General features: G+C 44.3%; 12 protein-coding genes. 5 read left to right on the forward strand and 7 right to left on the reverse strand.

From position 1 onward, the window contains the following. Positions 1 to 213: 213 nt before the first annotated feature. The 3 genes from FHS86_RS02145 to FHS86_RS02155 form a co-directional block, all read right to left on the reverse strand. Entirely contained in the window at positions 214 to 447 is a 234-nt protein-coding gene (locus tag FHS86_RS02145) for a hypothetical protein (RefSeq protein ID WP_429410640.1), read from the reverse strand. A 212-nt stretch (positions 448 to 659) separates the two neighbouring features. Beyond that, the gene (locus tag FHS86_RS02150) at positions 660 to 2,429 is read right to left on the reverse strand and encodes a M56 family metallopeptidase (protein WP_429410642.1); all 1,770 of its coding nucleotides are present in this window, start codon (positions 2,427 to 2,429) and stop codon (positions 660 to 662) included. 11 nt (positions 2,430 to 2,440) lie between these two features. Next, positions 2,441 to 2,818 carry a BlaI/MecI/CopY family transcriptional regulator gene (locus tag FHS86_RS02155; RefSeq protein WP_429410644.1) on the reverse strand — a complete coding sequence of 126 codons (378 nt, stop codon included), beginning with the start codon at positions 2,816 to 2,818 and terminating at the stop codon, positions 2,441 to 2,443. A 528-nt stretch (positions 2,819 to 3,346) separates the two neighbouring features. Between FHS86_RS02155 and FHS86_RS02160 the strand changes: the two genes are divergently transcribed. Both FHS86_RS02160 and FHS86_RS02165 read left to right on the forward strand, forming a co-directional pair. Continuing rightward, complete coding sequence (locus FHS86_RS02160) at positions 3,347 to 4,540, forward strand: ATP-binding protein (RefSeq protein WP_429410646.1); 1,194 nt, start codon at positions 3,347 to 3,349, stop codon at positions 4,538 to 4,540. A 375-nt stretch (positions 4,541 to 4,915) separates the two neighbouring features. Beyond that, positions 4,916 to 6,466 carry a glycine--tRNA ligase gene (locus tag FHS86_RS02165; RefSeq protein ID WP_429410648.1) on the forward strand — a complete coding sequence of 517 codons (1,551 nt, stop codon included), beginning with the start codon at positions 4,916 to 4,918 and terminating at the stop codon, positions 6,464 to 6,466. A 184-nt stretch (positions 6,467 to 6,650) separates the two neighbouring features. Here FHS86_RS02165 and sucD read toward each other — a convergent pair whose 3' ends face one another. From sucD to FHS86_RS02180, 3 genes are all read right to left on the reverse strand, one after another. Then, positions 6,651 to 7,568, reverse strand: a complete 918-nt coding sequence (sucD, locus tag FHS86_RS02170) for a succinate--CoA ligase subunit alpha (RefSeq protein ID WP_429410650.1) — start codon at positions 7,566 to 7,568, stop codon at positions 6,651 to 6,653. 9 nt (positions 7,569 to 7,577) lie between these two features. Continuing rightward, positions 7,578 to 8,738, reverse strand: coding sequence for an ADP-forming succinate--CoA ligase subunit beta (gene sucC, locus FHS86_RS02175; protein ID WP_429410652.1), 1,161 nt, complete (start codon positions 8,736 to 8,738; stop codon positions 7,578 to 7,580). Between the two features lie 168 nt (positions 8,739 to 8,906). Next, positions 8,907 to 9,704, reverse strand: a complete 798-nt coding sequence (locus FHS86_RS02180) for a M48 family metallopeptidase (protein WP_429410654.1) — start codon at positions 9,702 to 9,704, stop codon at positions 8,907 to 8,909. Between the two features lie 286 nt (positions 9,705 to 9,990). Here FHS86_RS02180 and FHS86_RS02185 point away from each other — a divergent pair, with 286 nt between their 5' ends. Continuing rightward, a complete protein-coding gene (locus FHS86_RS02185) occupies positions 9,991 to 11,448 on the forward strand; it encodes a glycoside hydrolase family 28 protein (protein ID WP_429410656.1) in 1,458 nt (485 codons plus the stop codon). Positions 11,449 to 11,503: 55 nt separating this feature from the next. On the opposite strand, the gene FHS86_RS02190 is transcribed toward FHS86_RS02185, so the two are convergent. Further along, positions 11,504 to 12,679: a DUF116 domain-containing protein gene (locus tag FHS86_RS02190; protein ID WP_429410658.1), complete on the reverse strand. Its 1,176-nt coding sequence runs from the start codon at positions 12,677 to 12,679 to the stop codon at positions 11,504 to 11,506. Positions 12,680 to 12,929: 250 nt separating this feature from the next. Here FHS86_RS02190 and FHS86_RS02195 point away from each other — a divergent pair, with 250 nt between their 5' ends. Further along, positions 12,930 to 14,456 (forward strand): carbon-nitrogen hydrolase family protein, encoded by a 1,527-nt coding sequence (locus FHS86_RS02195; RefSeq protein WP_429410660.1) that lies wholly within the window; start codon positions 12,930 to 12,932, stop codon positions 14,454 to 14,456. Between the two features lie 40 nt (positions 14,457 to 14,496). Next, the gene (locus tag FHS86_RS02200; protein WP_429410662.1) at positions 14,497 to 16,737 is read left to right on the forward strand and encodes an amino acid permease; all 2,241 of its coding nucleotides are present in this window, start codon (positions 14,497 to 14,499) and stop codon (positions 16,735 to 16,737) included. The last annotated feature ends 8 nt before the right edge of the window (positions 16,738 to 16,745 follow it).

Raw genomic sequence — 16,745 nt, forward strand, 5'->3', positions numbered from 1 at the left:
AATAAAACTGCGGTAAAACTATTGAAAGTGACAGCCTCTTTTGGGGGGCATTTTTTGCAGCTTTATCGTTATTTTGACCCTGTCAGGGGACTTCTATTACCTGTTGAAGGGGAGAAATATAATTTGCGGGGCTATTTCAAGTTCAGCAAAATGTACAGCAGCGATTGTGATAATGGCTGTTGTTTTATTGAAAGACAATAAGCGAATGGATACTTATTGATTCCGTTTTGAGAAAATATCAAGAAAGATGATTACGCTTAGTCCAAGAATAATTCCTGCAACAAGGTAAACCAGGTAGATATTGAGCTTAACTACATCTTCAAATAAAAGAAGAATAAATGAAGCTGCAATAAACAACACCAGTGCATAAACAACTTTCACCAGTTTTGATACTTTACCATCATTTTTGTCGACCATCAGATTATACTCCTCGTATGAATAGTTCATAGTGCTTTGATATAAATTCAGATGACAAAGGTAAATCATGTTCCACTAAATGAATAATTTTTTGATTGGATGGCCGGAAAAATTGAGTGAATGGTTCAATTTGGCATGTGAATGGTTTTCAGGGCAGGTGTAAATAGCCAGATAAGTTGGTGTCAAAAAAGAAAAAGCCGGGAAATTAGCCCGGCTTATTCTTAGGTGTTTTTTGCTTCTGCTTATTTGTTTTTAAGTTCTTTTTCCTTTTGTTTCAATTTTTCTTTTGCTTGTTTCAACTCCTTTTCCTTGTCCTCGAGTTGCGCTTTGAGCCGTTCGATGTCTTCTTCGCTCAGACTGTCGTTTTCGATACTCACTTCGTCCCAGTCGATTTCCTTCAAAGCATCAAAAGCGATGTCGACTCCGGTGAGTGCTGTTTCGATGATTTCTTCCAGAGGAATGTTTTCAAGTACTGTTTCAGCGATCTTCAGTCCGGCTTCGGCGGCATCGACCGATAAGCGGATTACTTCTTCGGGGACATTGTCGTTCTCCATTTCACGGCGCATTTCCTCGTGTATTTCGCGGCGGGCTGCTTCAATTTCGCGACGTGCCTCCCGCATTTCACGACGGATTTCCTCCTGGTCGATCTCGCTTTCAATTTCCTTCCTGATGGCTTCGTGGTCAATTTCTTCAAGGGCTCTCGATGCCTCTCTCATGGCTTCGTGTACTATGCCTTCAATGTCGAGTTCGGCCAGAACCTTGTTGATCTCTTCCATCATTTCGGCCGACAGGGCATCATCTTCTTCCGACCAGGCTACCTCAACTGCTTTTTCAAGATTCTCATCAAGTGTATGACGCACACTATCGACGGCAGGTGCAGTCCAGGTTTTAACAGGTGCAGGTTCGCTCATCTGATTCACTTCTACGGGAACCATCTGAGGGTGAATTTTGTTGCCCATGGTAAATGATACCAGGCTCAGACCAATTACCAGCACACCGGCTGCTATCAGTCCTTCGATAAAGTTTGTTTTCATAGCTACTTGTTTTTGTAAACGTTTAATGCGTTGTAGTACGCTTGTTTTGTGTGAGGCAAAAGCCATGGCTAAACGCTCCTGCTCCACGGTTGTTATTTGTATTTTGGCCAGCGCCTTAATATAGGCGGGTTTATCGCCTGTCAGTCCGATGGCGATGTTGTCGCAGCTGTTTTCCCTTTCGGCCTTGATTTGTGCTGAAATCATCCATACCGCAGGATGATAGAAAAAGAGAATTTCAACTGCTGATTGTATTATATTAAAGAAGTAGTCGTGACGAAGTACATGTGCCAGCTCGTGGGCAATGATGGCTTCAATGTCTTTAACGGCAAGGCCTGTAAAGGCAGCCACGGGGAAAAGAATGACCGGTTTGAAGGTCCCCAGCGTCATAGGGCCTTTGGCTAGGGGTGAAAAGAAGGCCTTGACTTTTCGTTGGATACCCAGTCTTTCTGAGTAATTGTTAACCACCTCGATCCAGTCGCTGCCCAGCGGGATGAGTTGATGATTTCGCAGTCGGCGGGCATAAAGCATGCCGCCAAGCATCCGTAAAACAAGAATTACCATGCCCAAAACCCAGAATAGAAAAACAAGGTGAAAATGACGTTGTAAAAAGCTGCGTACTTTCAACCATTCAAAATTAATTTTTGCATCGATGGTATGGGTTGTGGTTGCTCTATCGGAATTTTGATCGAGCAGAAGGGTCGAAATGTATTGCGGATTGGCTTCGATCAGGGCTTTTAATTCGGCCTTCTCATTGGCATAGCGGAAGGCATTGCTGAAGGTGAAAGCCGCCCATCCGGTGAGTATGAGGAGGGAAAAAAAAGCCAGCAGGTAACGTAGTTGTGCGCTGTTTCGTCGGAGCAAAAGCATTAAGATGGTTAATGCCAGGGCAATGAGTGCACCCTGCCATAAGGAGTGGATCAGTGTCCAGCCAATGGCTTCGACAAATACGGGTGATATGCTGAGTACGGAGAGGTTCATCTTTGTTTATGTTAATCGTTTTCCATTTGTTCGATTATTTTTTTGATCTCGTCAAGCTCCTTCCGGCTGGTTTTTTTATTGCCAAGCAATTGCATGACGAGCGATGAAGCAGAGCCTGAGAATGTTGAATCAAGAAAACGATCGAGCAGTTTGCTGCGCGTTTCTTCCTGTTTGTATACGGCTTCGTACAGGTGACTTTTGCCGTTGGGCTTCCGGCTTAGCAAACCCTTGGTATGCATGTTCTGCATGGTTTTCAGGGTGGTGGTGTAACCTACATCTTTTGTGGCACTCAGCTTTTCGTGAACGTCTTTAACTGTCAGTGGTTGTTGTTGCCACAGTAAGTTTAGTATTTCGAGCTCAGCCGCAGTAGGCGTTGTGTTTGCAGTCATGATGAAAGTTTGTTACGAAATTTATCGTACAAATATATACGACTCTTTTCGTAGATGCAAATTTTATTACGAAAATTTTCGTAATAAAAACGATTCCATGGACGGGAGATAACATCCAGGCGGGAAGTCGGATCTTATACAGTTGATAAATTGGCAGGTTATTTCTTATCAGCTAAAAGAAAGCGGGAGGAACCGGCATCAATCTTACTACGGCCAAGGTAAGGATCCATTGAGGATAGAATATCAGTAACAGAAACGCGCGGTGGCCGAGGATGTCATTCAGACTAAGGATAAATTATATGAAACAATTGTTGAAGGAGGATGTGATGGGATATTTTAATAGCTCCCGGGGTATCATTGAAATTAATTACTTCCTATTGCTTGAATTGTAAAGAAGCTAAAGCAGCAGTGTATTGATCAAAAAGAGAAAAAAACGATCAATGTATTGATGGGAAAGAAGATAAATCAATCAACGCATTAATCAATTATTGAATAAAAACTATCTTTGTGTTGATAAAAAACAAGACAATGGACGTTTTAATTCAACGATTTACCGAAAAGTATGCCCGTACTCAAATTAAAACGATGCGCGAGTTTGAACAGGATATTGACTGGGACAACCAGCTCATTGGAATTACCGGGGCGCGCGGTGTTGGCAAAACAACCCTGTTGTTGCAACACCTGAAAAAAGGCTATCTGCTGAACGATGCTGTGTTGTATACATCGCTCGATCACCTCTATTTTATTGACAACAAGTTGTACGACTTTGCGGAATCGTTTTACCAAAAAGGGGGCAAGCTGTTGGTGCTCGACGAAGTGCACCGTTATCCCAACTGGTCGGTTGAGTTGAAAAACATTTATGATGATTTTCCTGAATTAAAAGTCGTTTTTACCGGATCGTCGTTGCTCGAACTAAAGAAGGGAAAAGCCGATTTAAGCCGAAGGGCTGTGATGTATAAAATGGCCGGTCTGTCGTTCAGGGAATTCATAAAATTTGAAAGCGGAATAGATTTTCCCCGGATGGAACTGGTTGATCTATTGGAAAATCACCGGCTGATATCGGGCAATATTTGTTCTAAAATTAAACCACTCTCATATTTTACTTCTTACCTGAAATATGGTTACTATCCGTTTTATCTTGAAAATAAAAAATCATTTCTGTCAAAACTGGAACAGTCGATACAGCAGATACTCGACGTGGATATTCCTCAGTTTGAACAAATTCAAACATCGAACATCGTTTTGTTGAAACGATTATTGCAAATCATTGTGGGCTCGGTTACGTTCAAACCCAACTATACTGCAATTAGTCAGAAAAGCGGAATCAGCCTGAATACCATGAAGAATTATATCGGGTATTTGAGCGATGCCGAACTGTTGTTGCGCTTGTATCCAAAGTCGAAAGGCTTAAATAATTTGGGAAAGCCCGAGAAAATGTACCTGCAAAATACCAACCTGATTTATGCCTTAACCGGATCTCAGGCTGATGTTGGGTACTTGAGGGAGACCTTTTTCTACAATCAGCTAAGCCAGGTTCACCGCGTAAGCGCAGCACCTGAGTCGGATTTTATGGTCGATGGAAAGTACACCTTCGAGATTGGCGGAAAAAACAAAAAGAAAAGTCAGATTCAGGATGTTGATCGTGCTTTTTTGGTCATGGACGACATTGAAACCGGTTTTGACAACGTGTTGCCATTGTGGTTGTTTGGCTTTCTGTACTGAGCGACGGCCCGGGATTGGAGCAGCAGCCTGCCGTGGCGCCGGCCGATGTTGAACGGGAGCAAAAATGCGATTGAAATGAGCGCTTTTTGCGAGCAGTGAAACACGGGCTGCGCCGCGGCAGCTATAGCGAAAAGCCCGTGAGGCCGCCAAAGGATAGACATAAGACTATAGACAAAAGATGAAAGACAAAATGTACTTTCAGTTTGAAGATGGAGGCGGGAAAATGGAACCTGGAAGTGTGGAGACAGAAGGAGGAAGCAGGAGACCGCGCGGGTGTTGGATGATTACCTTTGTCTTAAATCGCACTGTTTATGTCGATTATCTGAAGAAAAATCCTATTTTTACGCCCTCAATTTCAAAAGATAGCAACACGTTATGGCTGAAGATGTTTTCAAAAAACTGGTGGCCCATTGCAAGGAATATGGGTATGTTTTTCAAAGTAGTGAAATTTACGATGGTTTGGGAGCTGTGTACGACTATGGTCAGAACGGCGTCGAGCTAAAAAATAACATCAAGAAATACTGGTGGGATTCGATGGTAATGCTGCATGAAAATGTGGTGGGAATCGATTCGGCTATTTTTATGCATCCTACCATTTGGAAGGCATCGGGACACGTAGATGCGTTTAACGATCCGCTGATCGACAACAAGGATTCGAAGAAACGCTACCGCGCCGATGTGCTTATTGAAGAAGCGTTGGCCAAGATTGAGGCCAAAATTGACAAGGAAGTAGAAAAGGCGAAAAAGCGCTTTGGCGATGCTTTCGACGAGGAACAGTTTAAAACGACGAACCCACGGGTTTTGGCAAATCAGGAAAAATGGAATGCACTGCATCAGCGCTTTTCAGATGCGCTGAACAACAACGACCTGCCTGAGTTAAAGCAGATCATTATTGACGAGGGGGTTGCCTGCCCGATTTCGGGTACGAAGAACTGGACCGATGTACGCCAGTTCAACCTGATGTTTGCCACCGAAATGGGCAGTACCGCCGACGGAGCCCAGAAAATATACCTGCGACCCGAAACAGCGCAGGGTATATTTGTGAATTATCTGAATGTACAGAAAACAGGGCGGATGAAACTGCCTTTTGGTATTGCACAAATTGGTAAAGCCTTTAGGAACGAGATTGTTGCCCGTCAGTTTATATTCCGCATGCGCGAATTTGAGCAGATGGAGATGCAGTTTTTTGTGAAGCCGGGAAGCGAGCTCGACTGGTTCGAAAAGTGGAAGGAAACGCGCATGAGCTGGCACCAGGCCCTTGGCTTTGGTGAAGAAAACTACCGTTTCCATGAGCATGAAAAACTGGCACACTATGCCAATGCTGCGGTGGATGTGGAATACAAATTCCCCTTTGGATTCAAGGAAGTGGAAGGCATTCACTCGCGAACCGATTTCGATTTAAGCCAGCATCAGGAGTATTCGGGTAAGAAAATTCAATATTACGACCCAGAAGAGGGCAAGTCGTATGTTCCTTATGTTGTGGAAACTTCGATTGGGGTTGATCGTATGTTTTTGCAGGTGGTAGCCGCCAGTTATTGCGAAGAAGAGGTTGCGACGGCCAATGGTGGTACCGATGTACGTGTGGTGATGAAACTGCCGGCCATTTTGGCTCCGGTAAAACTGGCCGTGATGCCGCTGGTGAAGAAAGACGGACTGCCAGAGAAGGCTCGTGAAATCATCGATGAACTGAAGTTCGACTTTAATTGTATGTACGACGAAAAGGACTCGATTGGCAAGCGCTACCGTCGCATGGATGCCATTGGAACTCCGTTCTGCGTTACAGTTGATCATCAAACGATTGAAGATGGAACGGTTACTTTGCGCCACCGCGACAGCATGGAGCAGGAACGGGTTGCCATCGAACAGTTGAGAGTGATGATTGGCGATGCCATTAGCATGAAAAAAGTTTTTGCAAAGCTGAAGTAGTGTCGGTTGCCGGATTCGGGATACCGGACACTGGAAAAAATAGTAAAGAGCTGTTCGTTAACTTACGGGCGGCTCTTTTTAGTTATAGAAAAGTGTGGCATTTGTACCGCCTGTTTTTTTACAAAAAAAAGAGCCGTCCGTTGGTGGTGGACAGCTCGTGTGTTATGGGTGATGCCTGTACAAATTAATATTTGCAATCTTCTTCTTTATTGCAGTGGCATTTTCCTGTTCTTTCGCGCAGGGCAAGGCACATTTGGTGGCCAATGTCGGCTGCCGTTTGAGCGACAAATACTCCGGCATTTTCGAGTGCTTTGATTTTACTGGCAGCAGTTCCTTTCGATCCGCTGATGATGGCACCGGCGTGTCCCATGCGTTTTCCCTTGGGAGCCGACGCTCCGGCAATAAAGGCAGCAACCGGTTTGCTAACGTTCGAGCGGATGTATTCGGCTGCTTCTTCCTCGTCGGTTCCACCAATTTCGCCAATAAGAATGATGCCTTCGGTTTCGGGATCGGCTTCAAACATTTTAATCACGTCGATGTGGTTGAGCCCGTGAACCGGGTCGCCACCAATTCCAACCGCCGTGGTTTGTCCCAGTCCGGTAAGGGTGGTTTGGTGAACAGCTTCGTAGGTAAGGGTGCCCGAGCGTGAAACGATGCCAATTTTACCTTTTTGGTGAATAAAACCGGGTGCGATTCCAACCTTGGCTACACCGGCAGTGGTAACTCCCGGGCAGTTGGGGCCGACCAGAATACTGTCTGAGTTCTTCAGATAATGATGTACATTCAGCATATCGCGAACGGGAATGCCTTCGGTAATGGCCACAATGAGTTCAATTCCGGCATCGGCTGCCTCGATGATGGCATCGGCAGCATAGGGTGCCGGGACAAAAATCATGGTGGTATTGGCACCGGTTTGGCTTACTGCATCTTTTACACTTCCAAATACAGGAAATCCTTCTACAGAAGTGCCTGCTTTCCGGGGATTAACACCGCCCACCACCCTGGTACCATATTGGTGGCACTGAAGGGTGTGAAACAGACCGGCTTTGCCGGTTATTCCCTGTGTTATGAGTTTGGTATTTTGATTGACAAGTATTGACATGGTTACGCACTATTTTTGGATTACTGAAACTGCTTTTTTTGCTGCATCATCAAGGTTATCGGCACTAATAATGTTCAGTCCCGAATTTTTGATGATTTCTTTTCCTAGCTCCACATTGGTGCCTTCGAGGCGAACTACCAGCGGGAGTTTGAGTCCTGTTTTCTGAACAGCGGCCACAATGCCGTTGGCAATGGTGTCGCATTGCATAATGCCACCAAAGATATTTACCAGAATGCACTCAACGGCCTTATCACTCGAAATGATTCCAAAAGCCTGGGTGACTGCCTCCTCGGTGGCCGACCCGCCCACATCGAGGAAGTTGGCTGGTTCTCCGCCGTTGTGCTTGATAGAGTCCATGGTGGCCATGGCCAGTCCGGCGCCATTGACCATGCAGCCAATGTTTCCGTCGAGGGTAATGTAACTCATGTCGTAGCGTGCTGCTTCCATTTCAGCTTCGGTTTTTTCGGCATTGGGATCAGCACCTGTATCGAGTTGGCGGTAGGCCGCATTGTCGTCGATGTCGAACTTGCAATCGAGCAGACTTATTTTTTGCTCAGGGGTAATTACCATTGGGTTGATCTCCACCAGCGTGGCATCGCGATCGAGATAAACCTGGTATAATTTAGGGAGTATGTCGGCAAATTGTTTTTCCAGATCGCCCTTTAAACCCAGGAATGCAGCAGCTTTTTCAATGAGTTGGCTGTCAAGTGGCTTACCGAATTCGGGATAAAGATTCAGGATTCTTTCGGGTGTTTTGGAAGCAACTTCTTCGATGTCCATGCCCCCGTCGGGCGAAACCATGATGACAGGGTTCACCTTGGCGCGATCGAGTAAGATGGCTACATAAAGTTCCTGCTCAATGTCGGTTTCTTCGGCAAGCATGGCAGAGTGTATTTTTACTCCCTCGGGGCCCGTTTGATGGGTGACCAGGGTCATCCCGATCATATCGCTGGCGTAAGAAACTGCTTCGTCAACCGAGTTAAAAAATTTAATTCCGCCTGCTTTTCCTCTTCCTCCTGTAAATGCCTGTGCTTTGATTACACCACTTTGCAGACCGAGTTTTTTTAGTCCTTCGGCCACTTCGTCAGGCGATTCAACATTAATTGCTCTGGGAACAGGAATGCCAGCGGCTTGTAGTAGTGCCTTCGACTGGAACTCGTGTAGCTTCATATTGGTTAGTTTTAAAGTTTAATTCCGATTATGAGTAAACATAATCTATTTAACAATCTATATTTTTTAATGTTCGTGAAAAATAAAGGTAAAAAACATGATTTCTCCACAAATGTCGTAGAACATAGATTGCTGTGTGACATAAGTCACAAACAGAGGTGGCCTGCTTTATTGCTGGCTTTCGATGTAAAACTCCATGGCTTTATCCATGGCCTTGTTCATATTGGCGATTCGGTTTTCAGGCTGGGGATGGGTTGACAGGAATTCGGGCACATTGCTGCTTCCGGCCTGAAGCATACGCTCCCAAAAAGCAGGAGCTTCTCGTGGATCGTATCCTGCCATGGCCATAAAATAAAGGCCGAGTTCATCCGCTTCCACCTCGTGTTTTCTGCTGTATGGCAGCATAATGCCTACCTGTGAGCCAAGTCCGAATGCAGCCATGGCCAGTTGTTGTGTCGTTTCCTTTTGTTGTGCCAGGGCTTCTGATAAAGCCATGCCACCCAATTGGAGGGCCAGTTGTTGCGACATGCGTTCGTTACCGTGTTGTGCCAGGGCATGTGAAATTTCATGGGCCATTACTACGGCAATGCCATTGTCATTAAGGCATACAGGCATAATTCCTTCGTAAAAAACGATTTTGCCACCTGGCATACACCATGCATTGAGCTGCTCGCCTTCGATGAGGTTAAATTCCCATGCATAACCGTCAAGCCGATCGGACAGGTTTTGAGACCTCATGTAGTGCTCAACCGCCTTGCTTATTCTAAGGCCAACTCTTTTAACCGCTTCACTTTGCTGGCTGTTTGACGATAGTTTACTTTCAGATAATACTTGTTGGTAGCTGTCATTGCTTAAAGCAATTATTTCATTTGAAGGGATGGCTGTTATTTGTTTTCTGCCTGTTAAAGGCACGGTGGCACATGCTCCTGCCACAAAAATCAACACAATTAAAAGAAGCTGTTTCATCCTTGTATAATTTAAAGTTTCAGACTAAAGGTTAATTTAAAGATGATATTACGAAAGAACAAGCAATTTACAATTAATCTTCAAGTATAAAATCAGTGGTAGTCTGCAGGCTTAATAACCATAATCATTCATCAGGGTTCAATATAGATCGGTTTTTAGGCCGCCAGTTGTGCAAGTCATATCTTAACAATTTGTGTAATGGGGTTGAAATTAAAAGAGAAAAAATCACTACTCTTCAAAAAATGCTATTTTTATTGCTTGTTGAAAGAATTTAAAATTGAAAGTGATGATTAAAAAAAGAAAAGATATGCTCAAGGTGTTAACTTTGTTTGTAGCTGTGTTTCTGTTTGCTGTTGCTTGTAACAGTGGTAAAGCTGAAATAGCCGGAGACCAATGGGAACGTCTGGATACCGTCCTTTCACAGATTGTTGAACCAGAATTTGCCGAAGCGGTTTATGTTATTACCGACTATGGAGCAATAGCCGACGGGAAAAGCAATAATACTGAAGCAATTAACAATGCAGTAAGAGCCTGTCATGAAAATGGAGGGGGAAAGGTGCTGGTTCCTGAAGGAACGTTCTACACCGGACCGGTTCATTTGCTTTCGAATGTCAATCTTCACTTACACGAAAAAGCAACGTTGTTGTTCTCTGTCGATCCGGCCGACTATTTGCCGCTGGTTTACACCCGGTGGGAAGGAATTGACTGCTATAACTATTCTCCCTTGATTTATGCCCGGAATCAGCAAAATATTGCTGTAACAGGAAAGGGAAAATTACAGGGAAATGCTTCTGAAGATGACTGGTGGATTTGGAAAGGCCGTAAGGAATATGGCTGGAAAGAAGGAGATCCCAGTCAGTTGCTCCCGCACGCACGCCCGGCTTTAAAAGAATACAATGCCAAAGGAATACCTGCAGAGGAGCGTCGCATGGGGGAAGGCTTTTATCTTCGTCCGCAATTCATCAATTTCATCGAATGCAAGAATGTGCTGATTGAAGAGCTGACCATCGAAAATGCCCCTTTCTGGGTAATTCATCCCGTGTTTTGTGAGAATCTCATCGTTCGCGGGGTGACCATTAACAGCCTGGGGCCCAACAACGATGGCTGTGATCCTGAATCATGCAAAAATGTGCTGATCGAAGATTGTTATTTCAACACCGGCGACGACTGTATTGCCATCAAATCGGGACGTAACCGCGATGGTATTGTGGCCGCCCGACCATCGGAAAACATTGTGGTACGCAACTGTTTTATGAAAAACGGGCATGGAGGTGTGGTAATTGGCAGTGAGATCTCGGGAGGTGCCCGCAATATTTTTGTCGAAAACTGTAAGATGGACAGTCCTGAGCTCGATCGCGCCATTCGTATAAAGACCAACTCCAACCGCAGTGGTATTATCGAAAACATTTACGTTCGTAAGATCGAAATTGGAGAGGTGAAAGAAGCCGTTTTGCGTATTAATTGTAACTACGATATTAAAAAGGAAGGAACAGACACGCTTTATCCGGTGGTGCGCCATGTTTATTTGTCGGAAATGAGCTGTACTTCATCGAAATACGGATTGCTCTTGCAGGGCATCGAAGGGCAGGAATGTATCTATGACATCCATCTTGACAACTCAGAATTCAAAGGAGTAAAGAAGGGAAACAGCATCAGTCATGCACAGAAAGTGAGTCTGAGGAATGTAACAATGAACGGGGAAAAAATTGCATACAACGAAATTGGTACTTCGGCAGGTGACTAAGTGTCGATGTCGGTGAATCAATGCTGATGGTGCAAGGCAAGATGATTAGACGGCATCAGGCACAAACCACTTTATTCAGTGTCGTTTTGCCCGCAATGTGTAGAATGCGAGCCAGGTCGATGTTGGTAGAAATTCCTTTCGGATTCCAGTGATTTCGACAAGCGCTGTAGTTGAGATAAACACATTGTGCAGGAATGTTGAGGCGTTTCATTTCGAGCCCGCCCATCAGTAAATTTAATACACAGGCCGAAGCGATAATGCCCGTGTGTTGTTGCCTGGCATATTTCTTCAAATCATCTTTGAAACCTGTTGTATGTCGTATCAGACAGGTGTTAATTCCCTCTTTGTCAAGTTTATCTGAGATTTGACGAACCCGGCATTCCGGTGTGCACTTGCTGCATGTGAGTCCGGTCTCATTCATTTTCGCCATGCAATGTTTACCCGATGCCATGCACGAAGGGAGCAATAAAATTTTTCGTTCTGTTTTCAGAAAATCCGGTCTCATGCCCTGGTTCATGATTTCGGCACCAATCATGTTCAGGTGATATTCTGCTTCCTGCCGGCCGGTAAAGAAATAATCTTCTCTCGAATAGTAGCGTGAATGATGGGTAGTCAGAAATGCATGAACGCCGCTGGTGTAGTTTCCCAGCTGGCTGCTGGCTGCTTCTCTGAACCAAAGGGCAAAGTCGACGATGTGCTTTAGTTGTTGCCTGGCAAGCGCAGGTGAAAGCGAATTGAAATAGTGCAGCCAGCTTTTGATTGGCTTTAATTCGCTTTCGAATTCATTGGTGGCAGAAAGCCAATGGCAGAGTTTTAGCAGGTTCTTTTGTGTAAGTTCTGCTTGGTGTTCACTCTTTTTCGTCAGCCAGCGCGAAGCGAGACGGCCTCTCCACTGGTCGGTCAATTTCTTGATGAGCGGGCTGGTGTTCCGAATGCGATACAAACCCTTTAAAACAGCAGCTTTAAGGTAGCGCTTGTTTTTTACATGTTGCTTGTAATCAAGCCAGAATACACCCATTACCAGCAAATCGACCAGCTGTTCATCCGAAAAGCCTGGCACAACTACTTTCGATCGGGAATGGAATGCATTAAAAGCTGTAATGATGCCACCCACTTGCTGCTTCCCTTTCTGAATCACTTCGTTGGCAAAAGCGGCGGTTTTGCTGTAAAAAGCATTGGCATTTCCATTGGCATCGGTCAACAAATAAGGCGGCCTGCCGTTTATTGACATGGAGGTGGATTGAATGTTGGCAGTGAAGGACATGAGTTGAATGATAAAGTTGTGTTTTCGGCTTTTGAGTGATTTTTAATTCACGGATCAAAAGTAGCATTATGAAAACCGTGTGCAGGAATTAAATCGATAAACAACAATTGTTTACCGGTAAATGGCAGTAATTTATGTTCAATTATATTTCGATTGAAATATTGGATAGCTTATTTACAAGTAGTACATTACCGCTTAAATTTTATAAGAAGATAATATGGAAGAAATAGGAAAAATTGAGTTGCGTCACCTTACGGCAAAAGACTATAACGGACTGAAAGAATCAATGGTTGCCGCTTATGAGAATTGGCGTGATTCGTACTGGAGCAGGGAGAGTATTGAGAAACTGGTCAGAATTTTTCCCGAAGGACAGTTGGCTGTTCTGGTCGACGATAAGATTGTGGGCATTGCCTTGTCGATCATTGTTAAATATGGCATGTTCGAAGACACGCACAATTACAATGAGGTGACTGCCAATGAAACCTTTAAGACCCATACGCCCAAAGGGGATGTACTGTATGGAATTGAGGTATTTATTAATCCCGAATACCGTGGCATGCGACTCGGCCGGAGGCTCTACGATGCACGCAAGGAATTGTGCGAACGCCTTAATTTAAAGGCCATCGTATTTGGAGGGCGCATTCCGAATTATCATAAATATGCAAAAGAACTTTCACCCAAGGAATATATTCAGAAAGTAAGACAGAAGGAAATTCATGATCCAACCCTCAATTTTCAACTTTCAAACGACTTTCATGTAAAAAAAGTGATCAAAAATTATCAGGAGGGTGACAAAGAATCGCAGGACTATGCTGTGTTATTGCAATGGGACAATATATATTACGAAAAGAAGCCCTCCGACATCACCATCAATAAGTCGATTGTTCGCCTGGGCTTGATACAGTGGCAAATGCGCCCCTATAAGGACATTGAAGAACTTTTTGATCAGGCTGAATTTTTTGTAGATGCAGTGGCCGGATACAAAAGTGATTTTGCACTTTTTCCCGAGTTTTTCAATGCTCCGCTTATGGCCAGATACAATCACCTGAACGAAGCCGATGCCATTAGGAAACTGGCGCAATACACCGATATTATCAGGGACAAATTTTTACAATTGGCAGTCACCTACAATGTGAACATTATTACCGGAAGTATGCCTTACATATCGGATGATAACCAACTTTACAATATCGGACATCTTTGTCATCGAAACGGAACATTCGATACCTATAAGAAAATCCACATTACACCCGATGAGAAGAAAGTTTGGGGGCTTCAGGGAGGCGATTATGTTGATGTTATTCAGACTGATTGCGGCCCGGTAGGAATCCTGATCTGCTACGATGTTGAATTTCCTGAGCTGTCGCGGATCATGGCCGATAAGGATATGCATATCTTGTTCGTTCCCTTCCTTACCGACACACAAAACGGTTATTCGCGGGTTCGCTACTGCGCCCGGGCAAGAGCCATCGAGAACGAGTGTTATGTTGCCATTGCCGGCAGTGTGGGCAACCTGCCCAAGGTGGAGAACATGGACATTCAGTATGCCCAGTCGGTGGTGTTCACTCCCTGCGATTTTTCCTTCCCTGCCAATGGAATTAAAGCTGAATCGACTCCCAATACCGAGATGATTCTGGTAGCCGATGTCGATATTGATTTGCTGCGCGAATTGCATACCTATGGTGCGGTAAGAAACCTGAAGGATCGTAGGGGTGACATTTACGAAGTGAAGTACTTAAAATAACACTGAATTGTATAAACAGGCTGTATGTTATCATTGATGAATGATTTCAATCAGCCAATATCAGCATGCTATGGACGGAAATAAAAAGTTTGGGACAGCACCGGTATTTTTCACCGCCATTTCTACCATACTGGGGGCCATTTTGTTTTTGCGTTTTGGTTTTGCCGTTGGGACGCTTGGTTTTTGGGGTGTTATTCTGATTATCCTGCTGGGGCACCTGGTTACCATTCCAACAGCCCTGGCTATTTCCGAACTGGCAACCAATAAACGAGTGCAGGGAGGAGGTGAGTATTTCATCATTTCGCGCTCATTCGGTTTAAATATTGGTTCGGCCATTGGCTTTACCCTGTTTTTGTCTCAGGCCATCAGTGTGGCTTTTTATGTTATAGCCTTTACCGAATCGTTTGAGTTTTTGTTTAACTGGGTGCTGAAACAATATGGAATGGAATTGCCACGACAGGTAATCAGCATTCCTGCCATGACCGTACTGGCAGTCATCATTCTTAAAAAGGGTGCCAGTCTGGGTGTAAAAATGCTTTACTTCGTGGTGGCCATCCTTTTCATTTCACTCGCCATGTTCTTTTTTGGTGAAGGTACCCTTGCTGCCGAAAGTCAGCTTTCTTTCACCAATCTTGAATTTCGTAATGGCAGTGACTTTTTTATGGTATTTGCCATCGTTTTTCCTGCTTTTACGGGTATGACAGCCGGGGTTGGACTTTCGGGCGATTTAAGGGATCCTTCAAAGTCAATTCCGAGAGGCACTACACTGGCCACCATTTCAGGAATGATCATTTACTTCTTTGTGGTTTATAAACTTGCCATTTCAGCATCACCACAGGAGATGGTCGAAAATCAGCTGGTAATGGCCAATATTGCCATCGCAGGGATTGCCATTATACCTTTAGGACTTGCTGCATCAACCATCTCGTCGGCACTCGGATCGGTCATGGTGGCTCCCCGCACCCTGCAGGCTTTGTCGAACGATCGTTCGTTTCCCGGAGCAAAACTAAACAACTGGTTGTCAGCCAATAAAAATGGAGAGCCGGTCAATGCGACCATTGTTACGATAATTATTGCCTATGTTTTCGTTTTTCTGGGCGATGTGAATGCAGTGGCCGAAGTAATATCGATGTTTTTTATGGTTACCTATGGAGCGATCTGTCTTATTTCTTTTCTGAACCATTTTGGTGCTTCTCCTTCGTACCGGCCTTCGTTCCGCTCGAAATGGTACATTTCGCTGGTGGGTTTTGTTGTTTCGGTATGGGTAATGTTCAAAATTAATACCCTGTACGCTTTTCTTGCCTTTGTTGTAATGACGGTACTCTACCTATATGTTACATATACAAACAAAGATCGTAAAGGATTTCAGGCTATTTTTGCCAACAGTGTTTTTCAGTTGAACCGAAAATTACACGTATTTGTGCAAAAACAGCGCAAGTCGGGCATATATGAAGAATGGCGGCCCAGTGCCATTTGCATCTCACAGGATACCTTCGAACGTCACGACATGATCAGACTGCTCAATTGGATTTCGTATCGCTACGGCTTTGGTACTTACCTGCATCTTATTCAGGGCTATTTCTCAAAATCGAGCCGCCTGCAGGCCGATGAGGAAATTGGCAGAATCAGCGAAATGTTTCAGGGGATTGAAGACTATGTGTACATCGATTCCATGATTTCACCTTCGTATACCTCGGCCATTGCCCAGGCCATTCAACTCCCCGGAATCAGTGGCATGGAAAACAACATGGTCATGCTCGACTTTGATAAAAAAACAGGAAAGAACCTGAACAACATCATTGATAATTTTGCACTGATCAGAGCCGGTAACTTTGATGTTTGCATTCTTGCTTCAAGCAATCTTCCAATCGATTTTAAAAAGGGCATACATGTCTGGATCAAATCGAGCGATTACGATAATGCCAACCTGATGATCCTGCTTAGTTTCATCATACTTGGACATCCCGACTGGCGAAAATCATCCATTAAGATTTTTGATATCTGTGAGCCGTGTCAGATAGAAAAGGTAAAAGAGGGCTTGGCAAACATGGTGGTTAGCGGTCGCTTACCGATCACCATTCAAAACATCAAAATAATTCCGGCACAGGATCATGTATCATCAAAAACCATTATTAACGAGCATTCGGCCAATGCCGCTTTAACCATCATTGGCTTTATGGAAGGTACCTTGAAACATGAAAAGTCGAACCTTTTTATGGGTTACGATCAACTGGGGACGATACTTTTTGTAAATTCACATGATCAAAAGGAAATAGAATAGCTTTTTAA

This window comes from Roseimarinus sediminis (genome assembly GCF_050433125.1).
Classification (GTDB): Bacteria; Bacteroidota; Bacteroidia; order Bacteroidales; family Prolixibacteraceae; genus Roseimarinus; species Roseimarinus sediminis.

Coding starts and splice junctions, on each gene's coding strand:
- FHS86_RS02195 (WP_429410660.1), top strand. CDS start 12,930: ATGGAAGAAATAGGAAAAATTGAGTTGCGTCACCTTACGGCAAAAGAC.
- FHS86_RS02180 (WP_429410654.1), bottom strand. CDS start 9,704: ATGAAACAGCTTCTTTTAATTGTGTTGATTTTTGTGGCAGGAGCATGT.
- FHS86_RS02190 (WP_429410658.1), bottom strand. CDS start 12,679: ATGTCAATAAACGGCAGGCCGCCTTATTTGTTGACCGATGCCAATGGA.
- FHS86_RS02165 (WP_429410648.1), top strand. CDS start 4,916: ATGGCTGAAGATGTTTTCAAAAAACTGGTGGCCCATTGCAAGGAATAT.
- FHS86_RS02200 (WP_429410662.1), top strand. CDS start 14,497: ATGATTTCAATCAGCCAATATCAGCATGCTATGGACGGAAATAAAAAG.
- FHS86_RS02155 (WP_429410644.1), bottom strand. CDS start 2,818: ATGACTGCAAACACAACGCCTACTGCGGCTGAGCTCGAAATACTAAAC.
- sucC (WP_429410652.1), bottom strand. CDS start 8,738: ATGAAGCTACACGAGTTCCAGTCGAAGGCACTACTACAAGCCGCTGGC.
- FHS86_RS02150 (WP_429410642.1), bottom strand. CDS start 2,429: ATGAACCTCTCCGTACTCAGCATATCACCCGTATTTGTCGAAGCCATT.
- FHS86_RS02145 (WP_429410640.1), bottom strand. CDS start 447: ATGAACTATTCATACGAGGAGTATAATCTGATGGTCGACAAAAATGAT.
- FHS86_RS02160 (WP_429410646.1), top strand. CDS start 3,347: ATGGACGTTTTAATTCAACGATTTACCGAAAAGTATGCCCGTACTCAA.
- sucD (WP_429410650.1), bottom strand. CDS start 7,568: ATGTCAATACTTGTCAATCAAAATACCAAACTCATAACACAGGGAATA.
- FHS86_RS02185 (WP_429410656.1), top strand. CDS start 9,991: ATGATTAAAAAAAGAAAAGATATGCTCAAGGTGTTAACTTTGTTTGTA.